Here is a 21,640-nt window from a genome sequence, read left to right on the forward strand (position 1 = left end):
ATGGCTATCCGGGGTCGGCGTGGACCCATCCATGGGGCCTAGATCGCAGCATCCATGCTGCGAACTTCCCCGGATAGCCATACCCGGCACCTGCTACTTAGTCAGTGCTATTTTCAAAATCTAGTGACGTAAGACCACGGTTCGTTTTGCTTACTTCATGACTCAGATATTCAGGTAACCGATCATGGCAAATTACAAAGCACCCATTCAGGACATGCAGTTCGTACTGCACGACGTGTTCAAAGCCGACGACCTTTGGGCCAGTATGCCTTCTACTTCTGAAGTGACGCCGGATCTGGTGTCGGCGATTCTCGAAGAAGGCGCGCGCGTTTGTGAAAACGAGTTGTTCCCCATCAACCGTCAGGGCGATGAGGAAGGCTGTACCTGGAAAGACGGCGAAGTGACAACGCCGACGGGTTTCAAAGAAGCCTACGCGACCTACGCCGAAAGCGGCTGGCTGAGTTTGGGCGGTGACCCTGAGTTTGGTGGCCAGGGCATGCCGAAGATGCTGACGGTGATGTTCGAGGAAATGGTCTATGCGGCCAATACCTCGTTTGCGCTGTATCCGGCGCTGACCGCCGGTGCCTGTTTGTGCCTGTTGCACCATGCCAGCGATGAGCTTAAGCAAACCTATCTGCCGCCAATGTATGAAGGCCGCTGGTCGGGTTCCATGTGTCTGACCGAGCCGCATTGTGGTACGGATCTGGGCATTATGAAGACCAAGGCGGTGCCTGGCGATGACGGCACCTATAAGATTTCCGGTACCAAGATTTTCATTACCGGTGGTGAGCATGATTTGAATGAAAACATCATTCATCTGGTGCTGGCCAAATTGCCGGATGCCCCCGCTGGGCCAAAAGGCATTTCTCTATTTGTGGTGCCCAAGTTCAAGGTGAATGCCGATGGTTCGCTGGGTGAACGCAATTTGCTGGCCTGTGGCTCCATTGAACACAAAATGGGCATTAAGGGTTCGGCGACTTGTGTGATGAACTTCGACGGCGCTGAAGGGTATCTGGTCGGTGAAGAAAACCGCGGCCTGGCGGCGATGTTCACCATGATGAACTACGAGCGTCTGTCGATTGGCTTGCAGGGCATTGGCCTGGGTGATGTGTCTTATCAGTTGGCGCGCGAGTATGCGCTGGAGCGGATTCAGAGCCGGTCTCCGGCTGGTAAAGTGCAGCCGGATCAGGTGGCCGACCCGATCATCGTACACCCGGATGTGCGTCGCATGTTGCTGACCCAGCGTGCCTACACCGAAGGCGGTCGTGCGTTTGCGGCCTACGTCGGCATGTGGCTGGATATGGCAAAGGGCCACCCGGATGACGCAACGCGGACCAAAGCCGAAGGCCTGGTTGCCTTACTGACACCGGTTGCCAAGGCGTATTTTACCGATCGTGGGCTGGATGCCACGGTGCTTGGCCAGCAGGTATTGGGCGGCCATGGCTACATTCGTGAGTGGGGCCTCGAACAGTTCGTGCGTGATGCCCGCATTGCCCAGATCTACGAAGGCACCAACGGCATTCAGGCACTGGATTTGATGGGTCGGAAAATTGCGGCCAATCAGGGGGCTTTCTTCCAGAGTTTCAAACAGGAAGTTCAGGCATTTATTGACAGTACCCCCGATCTGGCTGAATTCAACGGTCCGCTCGCGGATGCGCTCGCCCGGCTGGATGATGCCACCACAGCGGTATTGAACCAGGTAAAAGACGACCCGAACGCCATTGGTGCAGCCAGTTGCGATTACCTGAACCTTTTTGGTCTCACGGCCTATGCCTATATGTGGGCGATGATGGCCAGTGCGGCCAAAGCACAAGATTCAGCGTTTCATCGCACCAAGCTGGAGACCGCCCGGTTCTTCATGCAGCGTTTGTTGCCCGAGTCTCTCGGTTACCACGCGAAGGTACTGGCTGGCAGCGAGACCCTCATGGCGACACCCGCCGACGCCTTTTAACCTCCGGTTTTGTTCGAGCCCGCCATTGGCGGGCTGTCTTTTTGGAAAATCCCTCATCTACGTCTGGTGTTCTCAATTCTGGAACGCATCTGTTCAGTAACAGTTCATTTCCTTCAGTTTTTTCTAATCTATCCGATAACCTTGGTCTAGACTATCGTCTGGAGAGTACCCCAGGGCCGGGATGCTCGCATTTTGCTGGTGTTAGTTGGCAGATAGTTGGATGAAAAGTGCCCGTGTTAAGGGAATAAGCACGCGACAAATGGGTTAACTGGAAGAGTGAGTGTTGCATGAAATCGTTCAAACACTGGTCGTTAAAAAATAAGATTCGCCTGCCACTGCTGTTGCTTGCCCTGTTTATTTTCTGGATGTCATTCCAGTCATACCGGGCGATGACTGAAATCGATTCACAGGTTGCTGCCTTTGATCAGCAGTATTTCCCGGCCATATCCGCAGCCCTGAATGCCGATCGCGATTTGTACCAGGCGTTGGTGGCCATGCGAGAATACGTTGAGCTGGGCGCCAGCGCTGACCCGGAGACGCTGCAGGCGCTTAATGCCGATCGACTTGAAAACTACCAGCAAGCGCTCGACCGGGGGCTGACTGCCATTGAGATGATGGGTGATCAGCTTGAGCCGAATACGGCAGCGCAATACCGTTCTCAAATGCAGGCCTGGCTTGCCCATGGCGATCAGGTCATCGCTAACTATGACTCAAATGACAATAGCGATCTGTTCAATGCCCCGCGCGATTCACTCAACCTGCTCGGTGAGCGGCTTGATCAACTGGCCAATGAAGCCGCTTCGGCCGCCTCTGAAACACTGTCACAGCAAACAAGCTTTCAATTACTCCAGGTAATCGTGCTGGTTATTGTATTTGTCTTGATCGGAATCACGCTACCCATGATGCTGGTGCGGCCGATCGAAATGTTGCGCGATAAGATGAATGACATTGCTCAGGGCGAGGGTGATTTGACCGCCCGCTTAACGGCTCGCTCGCAAGACGAATTGGGGCAGTTGGCTCTGGCCTTTAATGCGGTGATCGAAAAACTGCAGAAATCGATCTCTGTGGTCAAAGACGTCAATGTGCATCTTGAGCAGGGAGCTTCCTCGCTGCGCGAAGCGGCAGCAGGCAACATCAAGCTGGCCGATGAACAACACCAGACCGTTGATCAGGTAGTGACGGCTGTCGAAGAAATGCACGGTGCTGCCAGGGAGATCGCCAATAACTCGAATTCCGGTGCCGATGCAGCGAATGAAGCACAAAACTCGGTAGGGCAGGGTACGGAGGTATCGCAAAAGGCCAATGAGCGTGTCGCGCAGTTGTCTGATCGCCTGAATCGCTCTTCTGAAGCCGTCGGCCGTCTGGCCGAAGAGGCCGTCAGCATCGCCTCGGTGCTGGATGTGATTCGAGGCATTGCCGAGCAAACCAACCTGCTGGCGCTTAACGCGGCGATTGAGGCGGCGCGTGCAGGCGAACAGGGGCGTGGTTTTGCCGTTGTCGCCGATGAAGTTCGGGCGCTGGCCAGCAAGACTCAGCAGTCGACCGAGGACATCCAAAAGCGGATTGAGACGTTGCAAGCCGGTGTCGATGAAACTGTTGGCGCCATGAAAAGCGGCATCGAAGTGCTGGAAAGCACCGTCTCGGACGTTGCCAGTGCAGCCGACTCTTTCAGATCCATCGAAGGGGCTATTTCGCAAATCACCGATATGTCGATGCAAATTGCAACGGCCACCGAAGAGCAAACCCATGTGGTCGAGGAAATTAACAAAAACCTGCAGATGATTTCGGATTACTCGAGCCGCAGCTCTGACCAGTCACGCAATCTAAGCGAACTGGCCGAAAACTTGAAGCATCGAACCGATGAACTTAGCGATGTGGTTGGCCGCTTTAAGGTATAGTAATTAGCTACTGCAACTGAGCGGCTGAGCCTGATAACTCGCTGGAGGCGGTGTGCGCCAGCGCTGCCACTCCGGCCGGTCTTCGAACGGCGATTGCAGGGCGGCGAGATAGCTGTGCAGCAGTGAATCGTCGCCCTGTTCACAGGCGTCTATCACCGCCTGGGCATGATGGGTGCGCAGAATCGAGACCGGGTTGCTGGCCAATGCGAGGGATTGGGCGTCGGGTTCCTGATCACGGCGTTCCGCCAGGGCCTGTCGAAAACGACGAAAACGCTCGCGATCAATGTAATCGTCGTCGAGCCTGGCCCAGTCTGAGGTTTCTGTTTCGGCCAGTGCGCGCAACGGGCGATGAAAGTCCTTTGCCTCCCCGGTGGCCAGTTGCATCCAGTCGCGAATCAGCGACTGGTCTTCCTCAGATACGTTCAATACCCCCAGGCGCGCTCCCATCAACTCCAGAAACCGGGCGTTATAGTGTCCGGCAAATCGGCTCAGGCTGTCGCGCAAGGCACCCTGGTCGGCGATGCCCGCCAGAGCCTGGGCAAGGCATTGCAGGTTCCAGAAGGCAATGTCAGGCTGCTGATTGTAGGCGTAGCGACCGCCGGTGTCGGTATGGTTACAGATAAAGCCGGGCTGCAGGGCGTCGAGAAAGGCGTAGGGGCCATAGTCGAAGGTATCGCCGATGATGCTCATGTTGTCGGTGTTCATTACCCCGTGACAAAAGCCGGTACTCATCCAGTGGGCGACCAGGCAAGCGGTGCGGGTAACCACCTCGTCAAAGAAGGCGGCGGCGGGGTCAGGGGCATTGTTGCAGTCTGGAAACAGGTGGGTCAGACAAAACGCCAGCAAACGCTCCAGCTTTTCGGTCTGGCCGCTGAAGGCAAACCATTCGAAGTGACCAAAGCGAATGTGGGTTTTAGCCACGCGCAGCAGCATCGCGCCATTCTCAAGCCGCTCGCGCATGACGGGCTCGTCAGACCCAATTAACGCCAGGGCACGTGTCGTGGGAATGCCCAGCCCGTGCAAGGCTTCACTGGCCAGCAGTTCGCGGACGGATGATCGTAGCACGGCCCGGCCATCGCCGAATCGGCTGAACGGCGTTTTTCCGGAGCCTTTGAGGTGAAAGTCCCAGTGTTGGCCCTGGCCATCAACCCACTCTCCCAGCAGCAGGCCACGGCCGTCGCCGAGGTCCGGATTAAAGGTGCCAAACTGGTGTCCGGCGTATTTCTGGGCAATGGGGTCGGTGCCTTCCAGTTGGCCGTGGCCGGAGAAAGCGGCCAGCACATCGTCATCGGGCGGGTTTGGCCAATTCAGCTCGCGTGCCAGGGGCTCGTTCCAGGCGACCCAGCGCGGATTCTTCACTGGCGTGGGTGTGACCCGGGCATAGGTGTCTGGCAGCTCCCGCTGATAGCGGTTGTCAAACTGCATGGGGGTAACCAGATCATCAGGCATGGGCAATTAACCATTGCGGGCTATGGTAATGAGCATGGGGGGGATGACCGGGAAGTCAAGCCAGGGGCGAGAGTGACAATAGGTGGTATTGGCGCTTAGTCAAGTCGTGTCGAAAGGAAGGTTGGGGCGCGGGCAACAGGTCGGTAACCAGCCGATGCGATACGTCGCTGCTTCGCCAGCCTGAAAGCAGAGCCGATCCCGTCGCGGATTAAGGGTAACCGGTTGGGGAAACAGCCTGCCTTGGCCGACTCAGCTGCCCACTGAGGAGTCCTTTGGGTAGTGCGAATCAGGTTCATAAAACCAGTATGTGGTCTTGGCGTCCTGCACCGGGTGCGTCCAATGCACCCCAGCTCGTCCTGAGCAATGTGTGCATTATGCAGTGGCCCGGGTGTCGGTAAAAGGCGTCATCGGTGACACCCCGTGTAGGAAATTGACTACAAAGGTCACCCTGCTTCAGTCAGTTGGGTGTTCAGTGACTGAATGCTGCGCGCCATGTTTTCGATCAGTGTCAGCACAGTATCCGGGTGGGATTTGATCAGCGAGATGAACTGGTCTTTGGGAACAGCTAATACAGTGCAGGGTTCGGCGGCGATGACCGTAGCTGAGCGCGGCTCGCCGGTGAACACGGCCATGGCGCCGAAAATCTCGTCTTTAAGGACTTCGCCTACCGGGGCTCCGGCTACGGTCACTTCAGCCCGGCCGGTCAGAATGGTGAACACCTCATGTGCCGGGTCGCCCTCGGCGATGATGGTTTCCCCGGCGGCAAAGTTCAGAAAGCCTGTCAGTGGTTGCTGGTTGGCTTCGCTCAGGTAGCGGCCGAAGGCGTGCATGAACAGGGCCGACAGAGAGATCAGGTAGCTGGTCCAGATCGATTGGCGCTGGCGGTTTTCCAGGCAATGTTGCAGTAGAACGTCAGCCGCGTAGGCCTCGAGTTCTACCGGGCCATCGCTGCTGATGCGAAATGAGGGTAGCTGGTAACAATCGGACAGGCCGACCACATCACCGGGTTCATAATAGAGGCAGTGACGCTCCTCCTGATGCCCCTGAAGGGTGCCACTGCGCAGAATGAACAGCGTTTCACGGGTATGGCTGGCGTATAGGTCGGTGACCGAGTCGAGCGACAATAACTGGCCTTCGGGCCGGTCTTCGAACAGCTTGTCGGCCAGAATTCTCAGGCGTTCCTGCAATTGATCGGTAACAGGCGACCGCTCACCCAGTAAAAGCATATACAATTCCTTCAAAGTCACTGCCATCAGTATAGCAATTGCCATGCCTCAGAACAGCCAGTCATTACCATCGGCCTTTGTGCTCAGCCGGCACTGGTCGGAAAACGATCAGGGCATACAGTTGCGCTACTGGCTGAAGACGGCGGATCAGGTGCAGTGCTGGCAGGTGGCCAACCAGCGTTCTGTCTGTTTTATCCCGGTGGCTGAACGAGCAGCCTGGGGTCGGGTCTGGTCCGCCTTCGGGTCGGTGCCCGAAGTAGGCGATGCTGAGCTGAGGCTGCTCAGTGGCGAGCCGGTTGTACCCGTGTACTCCCTCCAGTTCAGTGCCCAGCGCCAGTGGGTTCGGCGCGGGCGCGACCAGCAACTGCGGGTCTGGGAAGATGACATTCTGCCTGCCGACCGCTTTCTGATGGAACGGCTGATCACCGCCGGTGTGCAACTGGAAGGCCAGCGCCCACGTCCGGCCCGGGCCAGGCCCACCCTTAACGTACTGTCGCTCGATATCGAAACCGCCTGGTTTGTACCGGGTAAGGTGCCTGATCTGTACAGCATTGCAGCCGTCACTGACACCGCCAGCGCGGTCTGGGTTGTTGACCGCGGGCAGGAAAAGCCCGCTCAAACGGCCGGCGATTTTCACTGGGTAGAGACACCACGTGCCGCACTTGAGGCCTTTTTCAGCTTTGTGCAACAAACCGACCCGGATGTGCTGGTGGGCTGGGCCGTGGTCGATTTTGATTTGTGGGTGTTGCAGCAGCATTGCGACCAGTTGGGCGTGCCACTGGCCCTGGGCCGCGACCGGCAACCGGCACGCTGGCAGGGGCGTGAGTCGGGGCGTCAGCGCATAGAACTGGAGGGCCGCCAGGTCGTCGATGGCCCCGGCACGCTGCGCTCTGCGGCCTGGTCACTTGAAAGCTATTCGCTCGAGGCGGTTTCACGCGCGTTGTTGGGACGAGGAAAGGCCATTGCCGACAGCGACGACCGGGTCGGCGAAATCGAACGACTCTATCGCGATGACCCTGTGGCGCTCTATACCTACAACCGCGAAGACGCCCAGTTAGTGCTCGACATCTTCAAAACTGCCGACCTCTGGGGCTTTTTGATCGAGCGGGCGCACCTGACTGGCCTGACGCTGGATAGAATAGGCGCCTCGGCGGCCTCCTTCAGCTACGTTTATTTGCCCCGGCTGCACCGAGCCGGGCGTGTCGCCCCCTCGGTAGGCGACCAGCAACTGACCGAGCACAGCCCCGGCGGCTTCGTTATGGACAGCAATCCCGGTCTCTACGACAACGTGCTGGTGCTCGACTTCAAAAGCCTGTACCCCAGTATCATCCGCACCTTTCTGATCGACCCGCTCGGGTTGCATCTGGGCCTGGAAGGGCCGGAAACCGAATCGGTACCGGGGTTTCTCGGAGCGCGCTTTCACCGCACCGGTCACTTATTGCCCGGCATCATCGATCAACTCTGGCTGGCTCGGGATGAGGCCAAGCAGGCTCGCAACGCTCCCCTGTCGCAGGCCATCAAGATTCTGATGAACTCCTTCTACGGCGTGCTCGGCAGCAACCTCTGCCGGTTCTTTGATCCGCGCCTGGCCAGTTCGATTACCTTGCGCGGGCATCAGATTCTCAACGACAGTCGCGATTACATCGAACAGCAGGGGCATCGGGTTATTTACGGCGACACAGACTCAGTGTTCGTCTGGGTCGACCGCCATACAGACCCGGCGGCGCTGGGCAATGAGCTGGCCAACCAATTGAATAACTGGTGGCAGACCCGCCTGCGCGACGAGTTCGACCTGGAATCTCACCTGGAGATGGAGTACGAAACCCATTACCACCGGTTTTTAATGCCCACCATCCGCGGGCAGGAAACTGGCTCGAAAAAGCGCTATGCCGGCATGATCATGCGCGATGGCGAGCCCGAGCTGGTGTTCAAGGGGCTCGAAGTGGTGCGCTCAGACTGGACCCCCCTGGCTAAAACCTTTCAGCGGGAGCTCTACCGGCGGGTGTTTATGAAGGAAGATGTTACCCGCTTTGTAAAAGCCGAAGTGGCCGCCTTGCTGGCGGGCCAGCGCGACGAAGATTTGACCTACCGGCGCCGGCTGCGGCGCTCGCTGGCTTCCTACGAAAAACAGAAGCCACCGCACGTTCAGGCCGCGTTGAAACGCAAGGAGCGACAGCCGCAGTGGAGCGGACGTGAAATCCGCTATCGCATGACGCTCAATGGCGTGGAACCCGAGCCGTTTATTGAGTCACCGCTCGACTACGACCACTACCTCGACAAACAGCTGGCACCCATCGCCGATGGCATTCTGCATTTTCTGGGAATGGACTTCGCGACGCTGGTGGATGAGCAGATGACGTTGTTTTAAATCAACCCAAAAAAAAAGGCTCCCGAACAGGAGCCTTGTTTGAATGCTGATGACGACGTTGAATCAGTTCACCAGGCTCACATTGATGTCCTGGCCCTGGCTGCGCAACGTAAAACTTTCCGGGCTGAAGGCGGTGAAGGTGTATGTGAGCTGCACGGGTTCTACCGAGCGTTGCATGCCGGTGCCGGCACCCCCTTCTTCGATAAACTCGGTAATGACGCTCAAGGTACGGTCTTCCAGGCGCCAGATGCCCTGGTAGTTGTAGATGGACTGGTCCGGGCGTGTCTGGGTGAAGCGTATGGCGCCGTTTTCCTGAATGCGAATGCGGGTTTCGCCGCCATTAGCGCCACGGCCAAACCAGGTGCCGTTAAGCTGGGCGGCATTGACTTCGATGGCCTCCTGACGCTGACCCCGTATGCTGACTTCCTCGGCCTGGGCATTGCGCGGTGGGCGGTCACCGTAGTGAACCGTGCCTTCTTCGTCCGTCCAGGTGTAAATCTTGCCTTCGGCCAGGGCCGGGCCAGCTTGGGATGCAAGAAAGCCGACCAGCGCCACAACCAGTGCTGAGCGCGTCAGGCGGGAAGCTGTTAACAGCAAGCCTTGTTTCATGAGGGTTCCTTAAACTGTGAGCATCGGCAGCAGTGTAGAATATGACAAACCGTTTCGATTAGTTTAACCCTCTGGCGCCCAGAAAGTGAATGTTTTGCTGTGACCCGCTCGACACTTCTCCCAATGGGTTGCTGGCAAAGGGCCATTCGTTGGCTGACGCCCCGGGTCAGTGGCCCAGAATGCGCTTGCGGCAGTCCAGCAATTGGGCCTGGTCTAGCCGGGCACCGGAGTGCTGAACCTTTACCGCCGAGGCCAGGCTCGCCAGTGCACCGGCGGTCTGGTAGCTGTGGCCCTGAGACAAGCCATACATGAAGGCTCCGGCGAACGTATCGCCTGCTCCGGTGGTGTTGATCGCCTTAACCTTGTGCGCCGGGATCTCAAATCGGGTGTGACCGTCGAAGGCAATGGCACCCTGGTCGCCCCGGGTCATCACCCAGGTATCGGCCAGGTCATCGAGGCTGGACAGGGCGTCTTCCAGATCGGGCTTGTGGCTCCAGATGCGGGCTTCTTCTTCGTTGCAAAACAGCAGGTCACAGCGGTCGCTGAGCAGTTCGGTCATTTCCTCACGGCATAGGCGCACCACGGCCGGGTCGCAGAAGTTTACGGCGATCTTCTTGCCCAGTTTGCGTGCCCGGTTACGACAGGCCAGGGCGGCCTGGTGGCCCAGGCTTGAGATGGACAAATGCCCCTCCAGGAACAGCCAGTCGGCGGCGGCAAGCGCCTCGAAGTTGACGTTGTCGATGCCAATATCGTCGGTAATGCCGATGTAGGTGTTCATGGTGCGTTCGGCGTCGGGGGTTACCATAATCAGGCAGACACCGGTATGGCCGTCTTTCACACGGTCGTGCGGGTCGGTTGTCACGCCGGAATCGGTCAACTGCTGAATGTAGAAGTCGCCGTCGGCGTCATCGCCCAGTCGACAGGAAAAGTGGCATTTTGCCCCCAGTTGCGCACTGGCGGTCAGGCTGTTGGCGCCACTGCCGCCGTTCATCCGCTTGAGCAGGGTACCTTCGCGCGAGGCGGCTGTGCGCAGTGTGCGGCTGCGTTCAAAATCGATCAGGGTCCGGTGCGCCTTGGCCACACCCAGAGTGGCCAGAAAGGCCTCATCGACACTGTATTCTTCGTCTACCAGCGCCTGTCCGACCGCGTAAATATCAAGATGACTCATTCGCATAACTGCCTGTTAGACCGGCGGATACCGGTAGGATGACGAACGGCCAGCGTCTGTCAAACAACGTCGGCGACCGGGTGGGGCGGGCAGTGTACCGATCCTGATCAATCAGTCAAATACCCATTAAGCGTTTCCCAAATAGGTTTTCTGTCAAGTTTCTGAGTTTGCCAGAGTGACTAGCACCGGGTGCCGGGTATGCCTCTGTGGGGTAGTCCGCAGCAGGGATGCTGCGGCCTAGGCTCCACGGATGGATTTACGCCGACCCCACAGAGGCATACCCGGTATCCGGTGCGGGCCATCACCACCGAGGCGACCCAAACTCCGAACCTAGGTTATCCATTCTGCCAACACGACCAAAGACAGCAACCAATTCGCCCTTTATACTCCCGCGCCATGGCAAAGAAACCAACTCGATCCCGCTCCGGCAGTACTCGCCGCAGCGCAGCACCCAAATCCCGTTCCAGACGAAGCAGCAAGGCTCGCAAACAGAGCCGGGGTGCTTTGTGGCGCTGGCGTTTACTGCAGTTAAGCATAATTGGCGCAGCCGTGCTGATCGCCTGGATGTTCTATTTGAACGCCGTGGTGCGCGAGCGCTTTGAAGGGCAGCGCTTTACCGTGCCGGCCCGGGTGTACAGCGAAGCCCAGGAACTCTATACCGGAGCGCCGGTCAGTGCCGATCAGGTCGAATCCCTGTTGCAGGCACTTGGGTATCGTCAGACCGGTGATCTTGGCCAGTCTGGCCGGTATTTGCGGCGCGGGCAAACGCTCTCGGTGCACACTCGCAGTTTCGATTTCTGGGACAACCCGGAGCCCGCCCGACGTCTTGAGCTGGACTTCAGCCAGGGCAGCCTGGTCAATATGGTAACCACGGCCGGGCAACCGGTTCTGGTTGCCCGGCTCGACCCGCTGTTTATTGGTCAGATTTATCCCGGCAGCGGTGAGGACCGCTTGTTATTGCCGCTCGATGAAGTGCCGCAATCCCTGATTGAAGGCCTCATTGCGGTCGAAGACCGGCGCTATTATCAGCATTGGGGCATCTCACCAGTCGGCATCGCCCGGGCCCTCTGGGCTAATGTCACCTCGGCCTCCATTGCCCAGGGTGGGAGTACCCTAACCCAGCAACTGGTCAAGAACATGTATTTGACCGCCGACCAGACACTGTGGCGCAAGGGTAATGAGGCGCTGATGGCCCTGTTGATGGAGTGGCATTACAGCAAGGAAGACATACTTGAAGCCTACATCAATGAAATCTACATCGGTCAGCAGGGGCGCCGGTCTATCAATGGCTTTGGACTGGGCGCTCAGTTTTTCTTCGGGAGTCCGTTGCGCTCGCTCAACATCCATCAGCAAGCTTTGTTGGTGGGTTTGATCAAGGGGCCATCCTATTACAACCCCCGGCGTAACCCGGATCAGGCAATGGCCCGGCGCAATGTGGTGTTGTCTGTCTGGCGTGAAGCCGGGGTGATTACCCAGGCCGAATACGACCGCGCGCTGGCTTCTGGCCTGGACATCACCGAAGTGCCTGGCGATGCCAGTTATCCGGCCTTTATGGACCTGGTGCGCCGGCAACTCGACCAGGGCTATCGGCGTCAGGATCTGCTGGCCGAAGGGTTGACCGTCTTTACCACCCTCGATCCGCTGGCGCAAAACCACCTGGAAGCCGTCTTGCCCAATAGCCTTGCTGAGTTGGAAACCAGTTACAACCTGGCTCATGACACCCTGGAGGGGGCGGCGGTCGTGACTCGGCCTTCCACCGGCGATGTGCTGGCGATTACCGGTGGGCGCAAACCGGAACTGGCTGGTTTCAACCGGGCGCTGGATGCGCGCCGTCAGGTGGGCTCGCTGATGAAACCCGCGGTTTATCTGGCGGCGCTTGAAGCTGGCTATACTCTGGCCACACCGGTCAACGATGCACCGGTTCAGGTGGCGTCGGCCGATGGGGATGTGTGGGAGCCCCGAAATTTTGATCGGGAAAGCCATGGCTTACCGTTGCTGGTCGATGCCTTTTCCAACAGCTATAACCAGGCGACTGCGCGTTTGGGTATGGAAGTGGGCCTCGCCGAAGTGTTCGATGTTATCGATCGATTGGGCGTGAGTGAGCGCTTGCCAGCCGTACCCGCTGTCATGCTGGGGACCGTGGATTTGTCGCCCTTTCATGTCGCCCAGATGTACCAGACCATCGCCGGCAATGGTTTCTACAGCCCGTTGAACGCCATACGCGCTGTGGTGCACCCGGATATCGGCGTACTACAGCGGTTCGACCTGCAGGTAGAGCAGCGTTTCGAGCCCGAACAGATGTACCTGATCCAGGAAGCCCTGCACCGGGTCACCCTGGAAGGCACGGCGCGCAGCTTGCAGTGGCGCTTGCCGCAAAGCTGGTGGCTGGCGGGTAAAACGGGTACCACTGACGATAACCGGGATGCCTGGTTTGCCGGCTACAGCAGTGACCGCCAGGCGGTTGTTTGGGTTGGCCGCGATGGCAACGAGCCAACGCCACTGACGGGTTCGAGCGGGGCCTTGCCTATTTGGGCTGACATTATGGCCGGGTTGAAACCCAATCAGGAGCGGCGCGGGCAGCCAGCTACCGTGGTTCGGGTGCCGGTGAATGCGCAGGGGGCTCAGGTCAGCGAACGCTGTGATAACCAGAGGGTATTGCCCTTTTTAGCCGGTTCAGAACCCCCCGAGCGGCGTGGTTGCTCTGGCAGCCCCGACCCTTCCAGCGATGACGAAGGAGGTGGCTGGTGGCAACGGCTGTTCAATTAAAATACCGGGGCCGGGTTTGTCCCTTTTATGGGCGTTTGGTTTGGGTGTTGCTCTCAGTGATCTGGTTTTCAGGGTGCGTTTCGGTACCGGTAGATCAGCCCGATGATCCCCGGCTGAGTACCTGGGAACGCAAGGAAGAACGTGCCGGTCAGCCTATCGAAACCCCCATCGCCACTCGCAGCAGCCTGGTGGATTCACTGCAGCGTTCAGCGCATGAACGGGCGGCTGTTGGCCAATGGGATCAGGCCGAAGCCCTGCTATTGCGGGCATTGCGCATCGAACCCCAGGCAGCAGACCTGTATTTGCAGATGGCTGAACTCAAATCCCGTCAGGGAGATACTGTCGGCGCCACGCAGATTGCGCGCAAAGGTCTGACCTATGCGGAAGCGGGCAGCGAACTGGCGGCAGGGTTACAGCGGTTTGTTCAGCCCGAGTGACTGAACAGGCCGCAGCCGAAAGGCTGCGGCGCGGTGGTTCAGCGGTTAATGTAAGGCAGGCGGTTTTCGTCGATCCCGAAGCAGGCGACGGAAGATTCGCCGCTCTTGTCTTTCAACACCGGAGTCTCAACCTTGCAGCGTTCATTGGCAAACTCGCACCGGCCGTGAAAGGCACAGCCACTGGGCGGGTTCAGCGGAGAAGGCAATTCACCGGTCAGCCGGATTTTGTCGATCCGGTGTTCAGGGTCGATACGCGGTGTCGATGACAGCAGCGCCCGGGTGTAGGGGTGTTGGGGGTGTGTGAAGATGTCTTCGGTTGCACCGTACTCCACCACTTTACCCAGATACATCACCATGACTTTATCGGCAATGTGCTCGACCACCGACAAATCGTGAGAGATGAACACGTAAGCCAGATCAAGCTCTTGCTGAAGGTCCATCATCAGGTTCAGCACCTGCGCCTGTACCGACACGTCCAGGGCCGACACCGGCTCATCAGCCACCACGACCTTGGGATTCATCATCAACCCCCGGGCGATGGCGATACGCTGGCGTTGGCCACCTGAGAACATGTGCGGGTAGCGATCGTAGTGTTCAGGCTTCAGTCCCACTTTCTGCAACAAATTCAGGGCGCGCTCTTTGCGCTCTGCCTTGGTCAGCTTGCCGTTAATCACCAATGGCTCTTCCAGAATGGACCCGACTTTCTTGCGCGGGTTCAGTGACCCGTAAGGGTTCTGGAAAATAATCTGAATGCGCTGGCGCAATTCCTTGCGGGTTTCCCGGTCCAGCGTCAGCAGGTTTTTGCCGTCGAAGTTCAGCTCGCCTTCGGTGGGCAGCTCAATCATGGTCAGCAAACGCGCCAGGGTCGATTTGCCACAGCCGGACTCCCCGACGACGGCCAGCGTCTTGCCTGCTTCAACGGTGAAATTAACACCATCCAGAGCTTTGACCAGGCCCGGTGGTTTCATGAACCCCTGTTTGACCGGGTAGTGTTGCTTGAGGCCGACACCGCTCATGATCGGTGGTTTAGCCGCTGGTGTTTCGGAAGGTTGTTGGGTCATTGGCTGTTCACTCATACCGTGGGCCTCCCGGCTTCATCCAGCGGGTAAAAACATTTCACCTGACGACCTCGCGGGCCATATTGCTCAGGTTCTTCGGCCCGGCAGCGATCGGTCACATAGGGACAGCGCGGGTTCAGCAGGCAACCCTGTGGCCGGTCGTTGGCGCCGGGTACAACACCGGGCAGCGCATTCAACCGGTCTTTACCTTCAGACGACTCAGGCAGGGAGTTCATCAGTGCCTGGGTGTAGGGGTGTTTGGGTGCCTTGAAAATGTCGCTGGCCGGTCCGGTTTCAACGATTTGTCCGGCATACATCACCACCACCCGGTCAGCGGCTTCGGCGACTAATGCCAAATCGTGGGTGATCAGCATCAGGCCCATCTGTTTCTCGCGCTGCAGCTTGAGCAACAGTTCGATGATTTGCGCCTGAATGGTGACGTCGAGTGCGGTAGTGGGTTCATCCGCGATCAGCAATTTCGGATCGCAGGCGATCGCCATGGCGATCATGACCCGTTGGCTCATGCCGCCAGAGAGTTGATGCGGGTAGTTGTTGATGCGGCTTTCCGGTGCTGGAATACCAACCTGGCGCAGCAGGTCAATGGCCTTGGCCTGGCGCTCTTTTTTACTGCCACCCTGATGAACTTCAATGGCCTCCATGATCTGATTGCCCACGGTGTAGCTGGGGTTCAGGGAGGTCATTGGATCCTGAAAGATCATCGAGATTTCGTCACCGGTGATCTTGCGCCGGGCCTTTTCGTTCAGGGTCTGCAGGTCGGTTGTCTTGAATCGCAGTTCATCCGCCGTTACACGGCCCGGGAAATCGATCAGCCCCATCAGCGCCAGGGATGACACACTCTTGCCGGAGCCGGATTCGCCCACAATGCCCAGCACTTCGCCCTGTTCGACGTGAAAGCTGACCCGGTCGACCGCTTTGAACGGATTGTCTTTGGTTCCAAAGGCCACCGACAGGTTGTTTACGACCAGGAGGCTCTTGTCAGTCTCAGTCATGTCGGTCTCCTATTGTTTCAGTTTCGGGTCGAGGGCATCGCGCAGGCCATCACCCATCAGGTTAAACGCCAGAACGGTCATCAGAATGATCAGGCCGGGGAAGGTCACCACCCACCAGGCGCTCTGAATGAATTCACGTGCCGTGGCCAGCATTGACCCCCATTCCGGCAGCGGAGGCTGGGCGCCGAGACCGAGGAAACCCAGTGCGGCCATATCGAGAATGGCGTTAGAGAAGCCGAGCGTCGCCTGAACGATCAGCGGGGCCAGGCAGTTCGGCAAAATAACAATAAACATCAGGCGTAAAGCACCTGCGCCCGCTACGCGGGAGGAGATCACATAATCCTTGTTGATTTCTGTCAGAACCGAGGCACGCGTCAGTCGCACGTAGTGCGGCAGGTACACCAGTGACAGCGCCAGCCCGGAGTTGACGATGCTGGGGCCGAGAATCGCGACAATGGCAATGGCCAGCAGCAGAGCAGGCATCGACAGCAGGATGTCGGCAAAGCGCATGATGGCGACATCGACAAAGCCGCCAAAATAACCGGCAATCAGCCCCAGGCAAATACCCAGTACGAGCGAGACCGTCACAATCACCAGACCGATCAGCAGCGAGAGGCGTGCGCCGTGAATCAGCCGCGACAGAATGTCCCGGCCTACACCGTCGGTACCCAGCCAGAACTGGGCGTTGCCGCCCTCGGCCCAGGCCGGAGGCACCAGAATGAAGTCCCGGAACTGTTCATGCGGATGATGCGGTGCGACAAAATCGGCAAAAACCGCCAGAAAAACGATAAAGACGATAAAACAGAGGCCAATCAAGGCGCCCCGGTTCTGTATAAAGTACGACCAGAATTCGGCAAACGGTGTTTGTGGCACGCGCACCGTCGTTTGGGTTTCGGAAGTCATTGTCATGTGCTGGCTCCTTACTTGCTGTGACGTACGCGCGGGTTAACCACGCCGTACATGAGGTCGACCAGCAGGTTGACCAGAATGATGATGGTGGCAATCAGCAGCAGGCCGCCCTGAACCACCGGGTAATCGCGTCGCCCGATCGACTCAATCAGCCACTTGCCGATGCCCGGCCAGGCAAAGATGGTCTCCGTCAGAATGGCACCGCTGAGCAACAGGCCGACTTGCAGTCCCATAACGGTGATGACCGGAATCAACGCATTGCGCAGCGCGTGTTTGACGATGATGCGCCGCTTCGACAAGCCTTTGGCCCGAGCGGTCCGAATATAGTCTTCACCCAGTACCTCGAGCATGGATGAACGAGTCATCCGCGCGATAACCGCCATAGGGATGGTGCCGAGTACAATGGATGGCAGCACCAGATGGCTCAACGCCGAGATAAAGGCGCCGTCTTCGTCCGATAGCAACGTATCGATCAGCATGAACCCGGTTACTTCGTCGACCCAGAACATAACGTCCAGCCTGCCAGAAACCGGTGTCCAGCCGAGGTTGACGGAGAACAATAGCATCAACAGCAGGGCCCACCAGAAAATCGGCATTGAATAGCCCGTGAGCGAGATGGTCATAACGGTATGGTCGAGCAGCCCGCCACGTTTGATGGCAGCGAGGATACCCAGGGTAAGTCCGGTGATGACCGCAAAAATGGCGGCGCATACCGTCAGTTCAATGGTCGCCGGAAACAGTGACATAAACTCTGACATAACCGGCTGGCGCGTCACATAGGAGGTGCCCAGGTCACCCTGCAGAACGTTGCCCAGATAGATGAAATATTGTTGCCAGATCGGCTTGTCCAGGCCCAGCATGGCCTCGAGTTCCGCCCGTTGTTCGGGCCCGAACCCGCGTTCGCCCCCCATGATGGTGATCGGATCACCGGGGATCAGATAAATAAGCGCGAAGGTGAAAAGCGATACACCGATGAAGGTGGGTATCACCATGCCCAGACGGCGTAGTAAAAATTGTAGCATTGAGTCTATTCTCCAACCTGAAATGGGTGCTTGGCCATTTCGGGAATGAAACCAGAGGGTCAGGCGAGCTGGTTTCTGCTTTATGCAATGAACCGGGGATCACGGCCCGGAACAGTGCTTGAGCCGGTACCGGGTAGGTGCCGGTGCCTGCATCACCCAGCGGTGACGGCAGCGGTTATTAAACAAGAAAGGGCGGCAGATGGTCTGCCGCCCTGATAGAGACGTCTTAACTGTCAGGTGTTGACTCAGTCTGCGAGGCTAACCCCGTAGAACGAGTGCGAACCGAACGGGCTCATGACGTAGCCCTGAACTTCAGGACGAACCGGCTCGAAGACCACCGAGTGAGCAATGGTGATCCAGGGCGCTGCTGCCTTGAATACAACCTGAGCTTCTTCGTACAGAGCGGTCCGCTCTTCTGTGACGGGTGTACGCAGAGCCTGGTCAACCAGTGAGTTGAACTCTTCGTCACACCAGAACGCACGGTTACCACCGGTTTCAGCCGCCTGACAGCCCAGCAGGGTGTTCAGGAAGTTATCCGGGTCACCGTTGTCGCCGGTCCAGCCAAGCATCATGGTTTCATGTTCGCCATCCTGGGTGCGCTGCAGGTACTCGCCCCACTCGAAGGATACGATTTCAGCGTCTACACCAACAGCAGCCCAGTCTGCCTGAATCAGCTCGGCCATACGGCGTGCGTTCGGGTTGTAGGGACGCTGTACAGGCATTGCCCAGATGTCGGTTTCGAAACCGTCCGGGAAGCCAGCTTCGGCCAGCAACTGACGGGCGTATTCCGGATCGTAGTCATAATCGACGACGTTTTCGTTGTACGACCACATGGTTGGTGGGATCGGGTTCTTGGCAACCTGGCCAGCGCCCTGATAGACCGCATCCAGAATCGCTTCTTTGTTGGTTGCGATGTTCAAAGCCTGACGAACGAGGTCATTGTCGAACGGGGCTTTCTGGGTGTTGAATGCCAGATAGCCGACGTTCAGGCCAGGCTGGGACAGTACGTTAATGTTCGGGTCATCTTGCATAGCCTGAACATCAGACGGGTTCGGGTACACCATGTGGTGACATTCGCCGGCACGCAGCTTGGCGTAACGAACACTGGCATCAGGAGTAATGGAGAACACCAGACGCTCGATATCAGCCGCACCTTCCCAATAGGCATTGTGACGCACATAGCGAATCACTGAGTCTTTACGATACTGAGCCAGAATGAATGGGCCGGTACCGATCGGCGTAATGTCGACCTGGTTCGGGGTGCCCGCATCCATCATCGCATCGGCGTATTCGGCCGAGTGAATGGAGGCGAAGTCCATGGCCAGGTTAGCCAGGAAGGTGGCATTAGGGGCACTTAGCTGAAAGACAATGGTGCTGTCATCGGGTGCGGTGATCGACTCGATTGCATCGGCCATACCCATGTAACCAAAGTAGGCGTAATCCTGGTTGCTGATGCCGTGGAACGGATGATCTTCATCCATCTGGCGCTCGAAACTGAACAGAACGTCTTCTGCGTTGAAGTCACGGCTCGGACGGAAATCTGAACGAGCGTGGAACTTGACGTTTTCACGCAGGTTAAAGGTGTAGGTCAGGCCGTCGTCTGAAATTTCCCAGGTCTCAGCCAGACCCGGTACGACTGCCGTGCCGCCACGCTCAAATTCCACCAGGCGGTTGAACATGGTGCGCGAAGACGCGTCAAAGGTGGTGCCAGAAGTGTAAAAAGCCGGGTTAAAGCCTTCAGGGCTCGCTTCCGAGCAATACACAAAGGTGTCCGCAGCAGCGGTAGACGCCATTGCCGTGGCCAGTGCGGCGCCGGCAAAGAGTGACAGACTTTTCTTCATTGTTATTTCTCTCCTTTTATTATGTAAGCCGCTGCTGATCATGACTCTGTTCATCAGCGGCCTTTGACCCGTCGCTCTGTGAGGAAGAGCGCCGGGGAACCATCGCTTCAGCAAGAATGAGACCACGCCGAGGCACAGGCTGACAGTTGGTGTTGCAGCCACCGTACGGGTTCCCGCAACCCGCGCGGGTCAGGCTTTGGCGTGTACCTGACACGTCAAATCAGAACCGACCCCAGTGGTCGATATAACCGTACTTATGGTCAACTGTGGTGCTTGAGCATAAAGCAGGGTTTAAAATAGGGCAACCAGTCAGGAAATGCTAAATTTTTCCGGGTGCCGTCACGTCAGATTGCCGCCTTTATGTCTCAAAGCTGTAAAAGTTAAGGGGCTCTGGAGTGTTTTAGCGGCTCTTTTTCGACTAAGGTTAAAAGGTCCGGGATGTGGTCCGCACTTTGCTTTCTCTGAGGCGGAACGAGGCAGGAGTATACTGGCAGCATTGAATTTTTGGCCAAAATGGCGAAGATTCATGCCAATTAGGGCGGGTTTACAGGGTACTGGCTCCCCGGATACGGAACCAACATTGCGAAACGTTGCAGTGATTGGGACCATTGTCACCCCTCAGTCGGTAACGACGCTTTGGTGACTTTGCAGTAGCAGCGCTCTGTTAGTGGTGTTTTGAATAGGGCGCACAGCGTTCAAGAGGCGAATCCATTGCGGAATCAAACATTGCATCAAGTATCGGCCCCGTCCCGCCATCCTTTTGCGGGTGTCGCCATGGCCGATGCCTGGACCAGCCAGCGCGGTTTCTATGCTGCCTCCCGGCACGCGCTGAGCGAATGGTTTAACGAGTAGCCTTGCTCACGCTGGTCTGGCTGTCGCGAAACAGGCCGGTGAATCCCCCGAAGTCAAGCGCATGTCGCACAACCACAACCCCGGGTGCGATTATGTTTTGCATTGGCCCCCGGGCTTATTCAAAATGCCAGCAACAAAAACGCATAAAAAGTAATCAGTTCTGCCGGCCTCAGATGTCCAGTGCCACCAAAGCACAGACATTCGGCAGGTACCGCAGGCAGGAACGGATCAGGAGACCACAATGGGTCAGCAAGTAGCCCCGCTGATAGCCACCGACATACACAAGTGTTTTGGTGAGCTTGAAGTCCTCAAGGGCATTTCACTGGAAGCGCACAAAGGCGATGTTATCTCCGTCATTGGGTCTTCCGGGTCGGGTAAAAGTACCTTTTTGCGCTGCATCAACATGCTTGAGATCCCTACTTCAGGTGACATTCAGGTGCATGGTGAGAAAGTGGCGTTCAAGACCAACCGTCGAGGTGAGCGTGAACCTGCCGACATACGACAGGTTGAAAAGATGCGTGCCCAGCTGTCCATGGTGTTCCAGGGGTTCAACCTCTGGGCCCACATGACGGTGATGGAAAACATCATAGAAGCTCCGGTCCATGTGCTTGGCATCAGTAAGAAAGAAGCCATCGAGCGGGCCGAAGAGCATTTGAACCGGGTTGGCCTGTACGACCGTCGCAACTACTACCCGGCCCACATGTCGGGCGGTCAGCAGCAGCGTGCTGCCATTGCCCGGGCGCTGGCGATGAACCCTGAGGTGATGCTCTTTGACGAGCCGACCTCGGCACTCGACCCTGAGCTGGTGGGTGAAGTACTCAAGGTGATGCGGGCACTGGCAGAAGAAGGGCGCACCATGGTGGTCGTTACCCATGAAATGGCGTTCGCCCAGGATGTCTCGAACAAGGTGATGTACCTGCACCAGGGCAAGATTGAAGAATATGGCGACCCGAAAGAAGTGTTCAATAACCCGAAATCGGAACGCTTCAAGCAGTTTATTGCACCCAATTACTGATTCCGGAAGCTGCACTTTGCGGCATTTGGAATGCATTGACCGCGCCGTATTTGGGGGCGGT

At 57.6% G+C, this 21,640-nt stretch carries 16 protein-coding genes; 7 read left to right on the plus strand and 9 right to left on the minus strand.

Annotated features, from left to right (window positions below; all coding sequences use genetic code 11):
• Positions 1-184 precede the first annotated feature (184 nt).
• On the plus strand, positions 185-1,951 hold the full coding sequence (locus ABJT94_RS17595; RefSeq protein ID WP_348477362.1) for an acyl-CoA dehydrogenase C-terminal domain-containing protein: 1,767 nt from the start codon (positions 185-187) through the stop codon (positions 1,949-1,951).
• A 287-nt stretch (positions 1,952-2,238) separates the two neighbouring features.
• On the plus strand, positions 2,239-3,849 hold the full coding sequence (locus ABJT94_RS17600; RefSeq protein ID WP_348477361.1) for a methyl-accepting chemotaxis protein: 1,611 nt from the start codon (positions 2,239-2,241) through the stop codon (positions 3,847-3,849).
• 3 nt (positions 3,850-3,852) lie between these two features.
• Here the strand turns inward: ABJT94_RS17600 and ABJT94_RS17605 are convergent, their stop codons facing one another.
• Entirely contained in the window at positions 3,853-5,298 is a 1,446-nt protein-coding gene (locus ABJT94_RS17605) for a protein adenylyltransferase SelO (protein WP_348477360.1), read from the minus strand.
• Between the two features lie 443 nt (positions 5,299-5,741).
• Entirely contained in the window at positions 5,742-6,524 is a 783-nt protein-coding gene (locus ABJT94_RS17610; RefSeq protein WP_348477358.1) for a cyclic nucleotide-binding domain-containing protein, read from the minus strand.
• A gap of 43 nt (positions 6,525-6,567) precedes the next feature.
• Here ABJT94_RS17610 and ABJT94_RS17615 point away from each other — a divergent pair, with 43 nt between their 5' ends.
• Positions 6,568-8,892, plus strand: coding sequence for a DNA polymerase II (locus ABJT94_RS17615; RefSeq protein WP_348477356.1), 2,325 nt, complete (start codon positions 6,568-6,570; stop codon positions 8,890-8,892).
• Positions 8,893-8,955: 63 nt separating this feature from the next.
• Here ABJT94_RS17615 and ABJT94_RS17620 read toward each other — a convergent pair whose 3' ends face one another.
• A complete protein-coding gene (locus ABJT94_RS17620) occupies positions 8,956-9,501 on the minus strand; it encodes a DUF4124 domain-containing protein (protein WP_348477355.1) in 546 nt (181 codons plus the stop codon).
• A 166-nt stretch (positions 9,502-9,667) separates the two neighbouring features.
• Positions 9,668-10,669 (minus strand): adenosine kinase, encoded by a 1,002-nt coding sequence (locus ABJT94_RS17625; protein WP_348477353.1) that lies wholly within the window; start codon positions 10,667-10,669, stop codon positions 9,668-9,670.
• A 396-nt stretch (positions 10,670-11,065) separates the two neighbouring features.
• Between ABJT94_RS17625 and mrcB the strand changes: the two genes are divergently transcribed.
• Positions 11,066-13,435 carry a penicillin-binding protein 1B gene (gene mrcB / locus ABJT94_RS17630; RefSeq protein ID WP_348477352.1) on the plus strand — a complete coding sequence of 790 codons (2,370 nt, stop codon included), beginning with the start codon at positions 11,066-11,068 and terminating at the stop codon, positions 13,433-13,435.
• Positions 13,414-13,872 carry a hypothetical protein gene (locus ABJT94_RS17635; RefSeq protein WP_348477351.1) on the plus strand — a complete coding sequence of 153 codons (459 nt, stop codon included), beginning with the start codon at positions 13,414-13,416 and terminating at the stop codon, positions 13,870-13,872. Before mrcB ends, ABJT94_RS17635 begins: the two co-directional genes overlap by 22 nt.
• A 38-nt stretch (positions 13,873-13,910) precedes the next feature.
• Here ABJT94_RS17635 and ABJT94_RS17640 read toward each other — a convergent pair whose 3' ends face one another.
• The 5 genes from ABJT94_RS17640 to ABJT94_RS17660 form a co-directional block, all read right to left on the minus strand.
• Entirely contained in the window at positions 13,911-14,933 is a 1,023-nt protein-coding gene (locus tag ABJT94_RS17640) for a peptide ABC transporter ATP-binding protein (RefSeq protein WP_348477626.1), read from the minus strand.
• An 11-nt stretch (positions 14,934-14,944) separates the two neighbouring features.
• Positions 14,945-15,940, minus strand: a complete 996-nt coding sequence (gene dppD, locus ABJT94_RS17645; RefSeq protein WP_127556738.1) for a dipeptide ABC transporter ATP-binding protein — start codon at positions 15,938-15,940, stop codon at positions 14,945-14,947.
• 9 nt (positions 15,941-15,949) lie between these two features.
• Positions 15,950-16,849 carry a dipeptide ABC transporter permease DppC gene (gene dppC / locus ABJT94_RS17650; protein ID WP_348477350.1) on the minus strand — a complete coding sequence of 300 codons (900 nt, stop codon included), beginning with the start codon at positions 16,847-16,849 and terminating at the stop codon, positions 15,950-15,952.
• Positions 16,850-16,860: 11 nt separating this feature from the next.
• Positions 16,861-17,871 carry an ABC transporter permease subunit gene (locus ABJT94_RS17655; protein ID WP_348477349.1) on the minus strand — a complete coding sequence of 337 codons (1,011 nt, stop codon included), beginning with the start codon at positions 17,869-17,871 and terminating at the stop codon, positions 16,861-16,863.
• A 245-nt stretch (positions 17,872-18,116) separates the two neighbouring features.
• Positions 18,117-19,712 carry an ABC transporter substrate-binding protein gene (locus ABJT94_RS17660; protein WP_348477348.1) on the minus strand — a complete coding sequence of 532 codons (1,596 nt, stop codon included), beginning with the start codon at positions 19,710-19,712 and terminating at the stop codon, positions 18,117-18,119.
• A 726-nt stretch (positions 19,713-20,438) separates the two neighbouring features.
• Between ABJT94_RS17660 and ABJT94_RS17665 the strand changes: the two genes are divergently transcribed.
• Together ABJT94_RS17665 and ABJT94_RS17670 are read left to right on the plus strand one after the other, a co-directional pair.
• Complete coding sequence (locus tag ABJT94_RS17665) at positions 20,439-20,564, plus strand: hypothetical protein (RefSeq protein WP_348477347.1); 126 nt, start codon at positions 20,439-20,441, stop codon at positions 20,562-20,564.
• A 241-nt stretch (positions 20,565-20,805) separates the two neighbouring features.
• A complete protein-coding gene (locus tag ABJT94_RS17670; protein WP_348477346.1) occupies positions 20,806-21,579 on the plus strand; it encodes an ATP-binding cassette domain-containing protein in 774 nt (257 codons plus the stop codon).
• Positions 21,580-21,640: the final 61 nt, after the last annotated feature.

It is taken from the genome of Saccharospirillum sp. (assembly GCF_039982735.1).
In the GTDB taxonomy this organism is placed as follows: Bacteria; Pseudomonadota; Gammaproteobacteria; order Pseudomonadales; family Natronospirillaceae; genus Saccharospirillum.

Bases quoted from the DNA above. Each gene is read 5' to 3' on its own strand.
- ABJT94_RS17595 (WP_348477362.1), top strand. From the start codon at position 185: ATGGCAAATTACAAAGCACCCATTCAGGACATGCAGTTCGTACTGCAC.
- ABJT94_RS17600 (WP_348477361.1), top strand. From the start codon at position 2,239: ATGAAATCGTTCAAACACTGGTCGTTAAAAAATAAGATTCGCCTGCCA.
- ABJT94_RS17605 (WP_348477360.1), bottom strand. From the start codon at position 5,298: ATGCCTGATGATCTGGTTACCCCCATGCAGTTTGACAACCGCTATCAG.
- ABJT94_RS17610 (WP_348477358.1), bottom strand. From the start codon at position 6,524: ATGCTTTTACTGGGTGAGCGGTCGCCTGTTACCGATCAATTGCAGGAA.
- ABJT94_RS17615 (WP_348477356.1), top strand. From the start codon at position 6,568: ATGCCTCAGAACAGCCAGTCATTACCATCGGCCTTTGTGCTCAGCCGG.
- ABJT94_RS17620 (WP_348477355.1), bottom strand. From the start codon at position 9,501: ATGAAACAAGGCTTGCTGTTAACAGCTTCCCGCCTGACGCGCTCAGCA.
- ABJT94_RS17625 (WP_348477353.1), bottom strand. From the start codon at position 10,669: ATGAGTCATCTTGATATTTACGCGGTCGGACAGGCGCTGGTAGACGAA.
- mrcB (WP_348477352.1), top strand. From the start codon at position 11,066: ATGGCAAAGAAACCAACTCGATCCCGCTCCGGCAGTACTCGCCGCAGC.
- ABJT94_RS17640 (WP_348477626.1), bottom strand. From the start codon at position 14,933: ATGACCCAACAACCTTCCGAAACACCAGCGGCTAAACCACCGATCATG.
- dppD (WP_127556738.1), bottom strand. From the start codon at position 15,940: ATGACTGAGACTGACAAGAGCCTCCTGGTCGTAAACAACCTGTCGGTG.
- dppC (WP_348477350.1), bottom strand. From the start codon at position 16,849: ATGACAATGACTTCCGAAACCCAAACGACGGTGCGCGTGCCACAAACA.
- ABJT94_RS17655 (WP_348477349.1), bottom strand. From the start codon at position 17,871: ATGCTACAATTTTTACTACGCCGTCTGGGCATGGTGATACCCACCTTC.
- ABJT94_RS17660 (WP_348477348.1), bottom strand. From the start codon at position 19,712: ATGAAGAAAAGTCTGTCACTCTTTGCCGGCGCCGCACTGGCCACGGCA.
- ABJT94_RS17670 (WP_348477346.1), top strand. From the start codon at position 20,806: ATGGGTCAGCAAGTAGCCCCGCTGATAGCCACCGACATACACAAGTGT.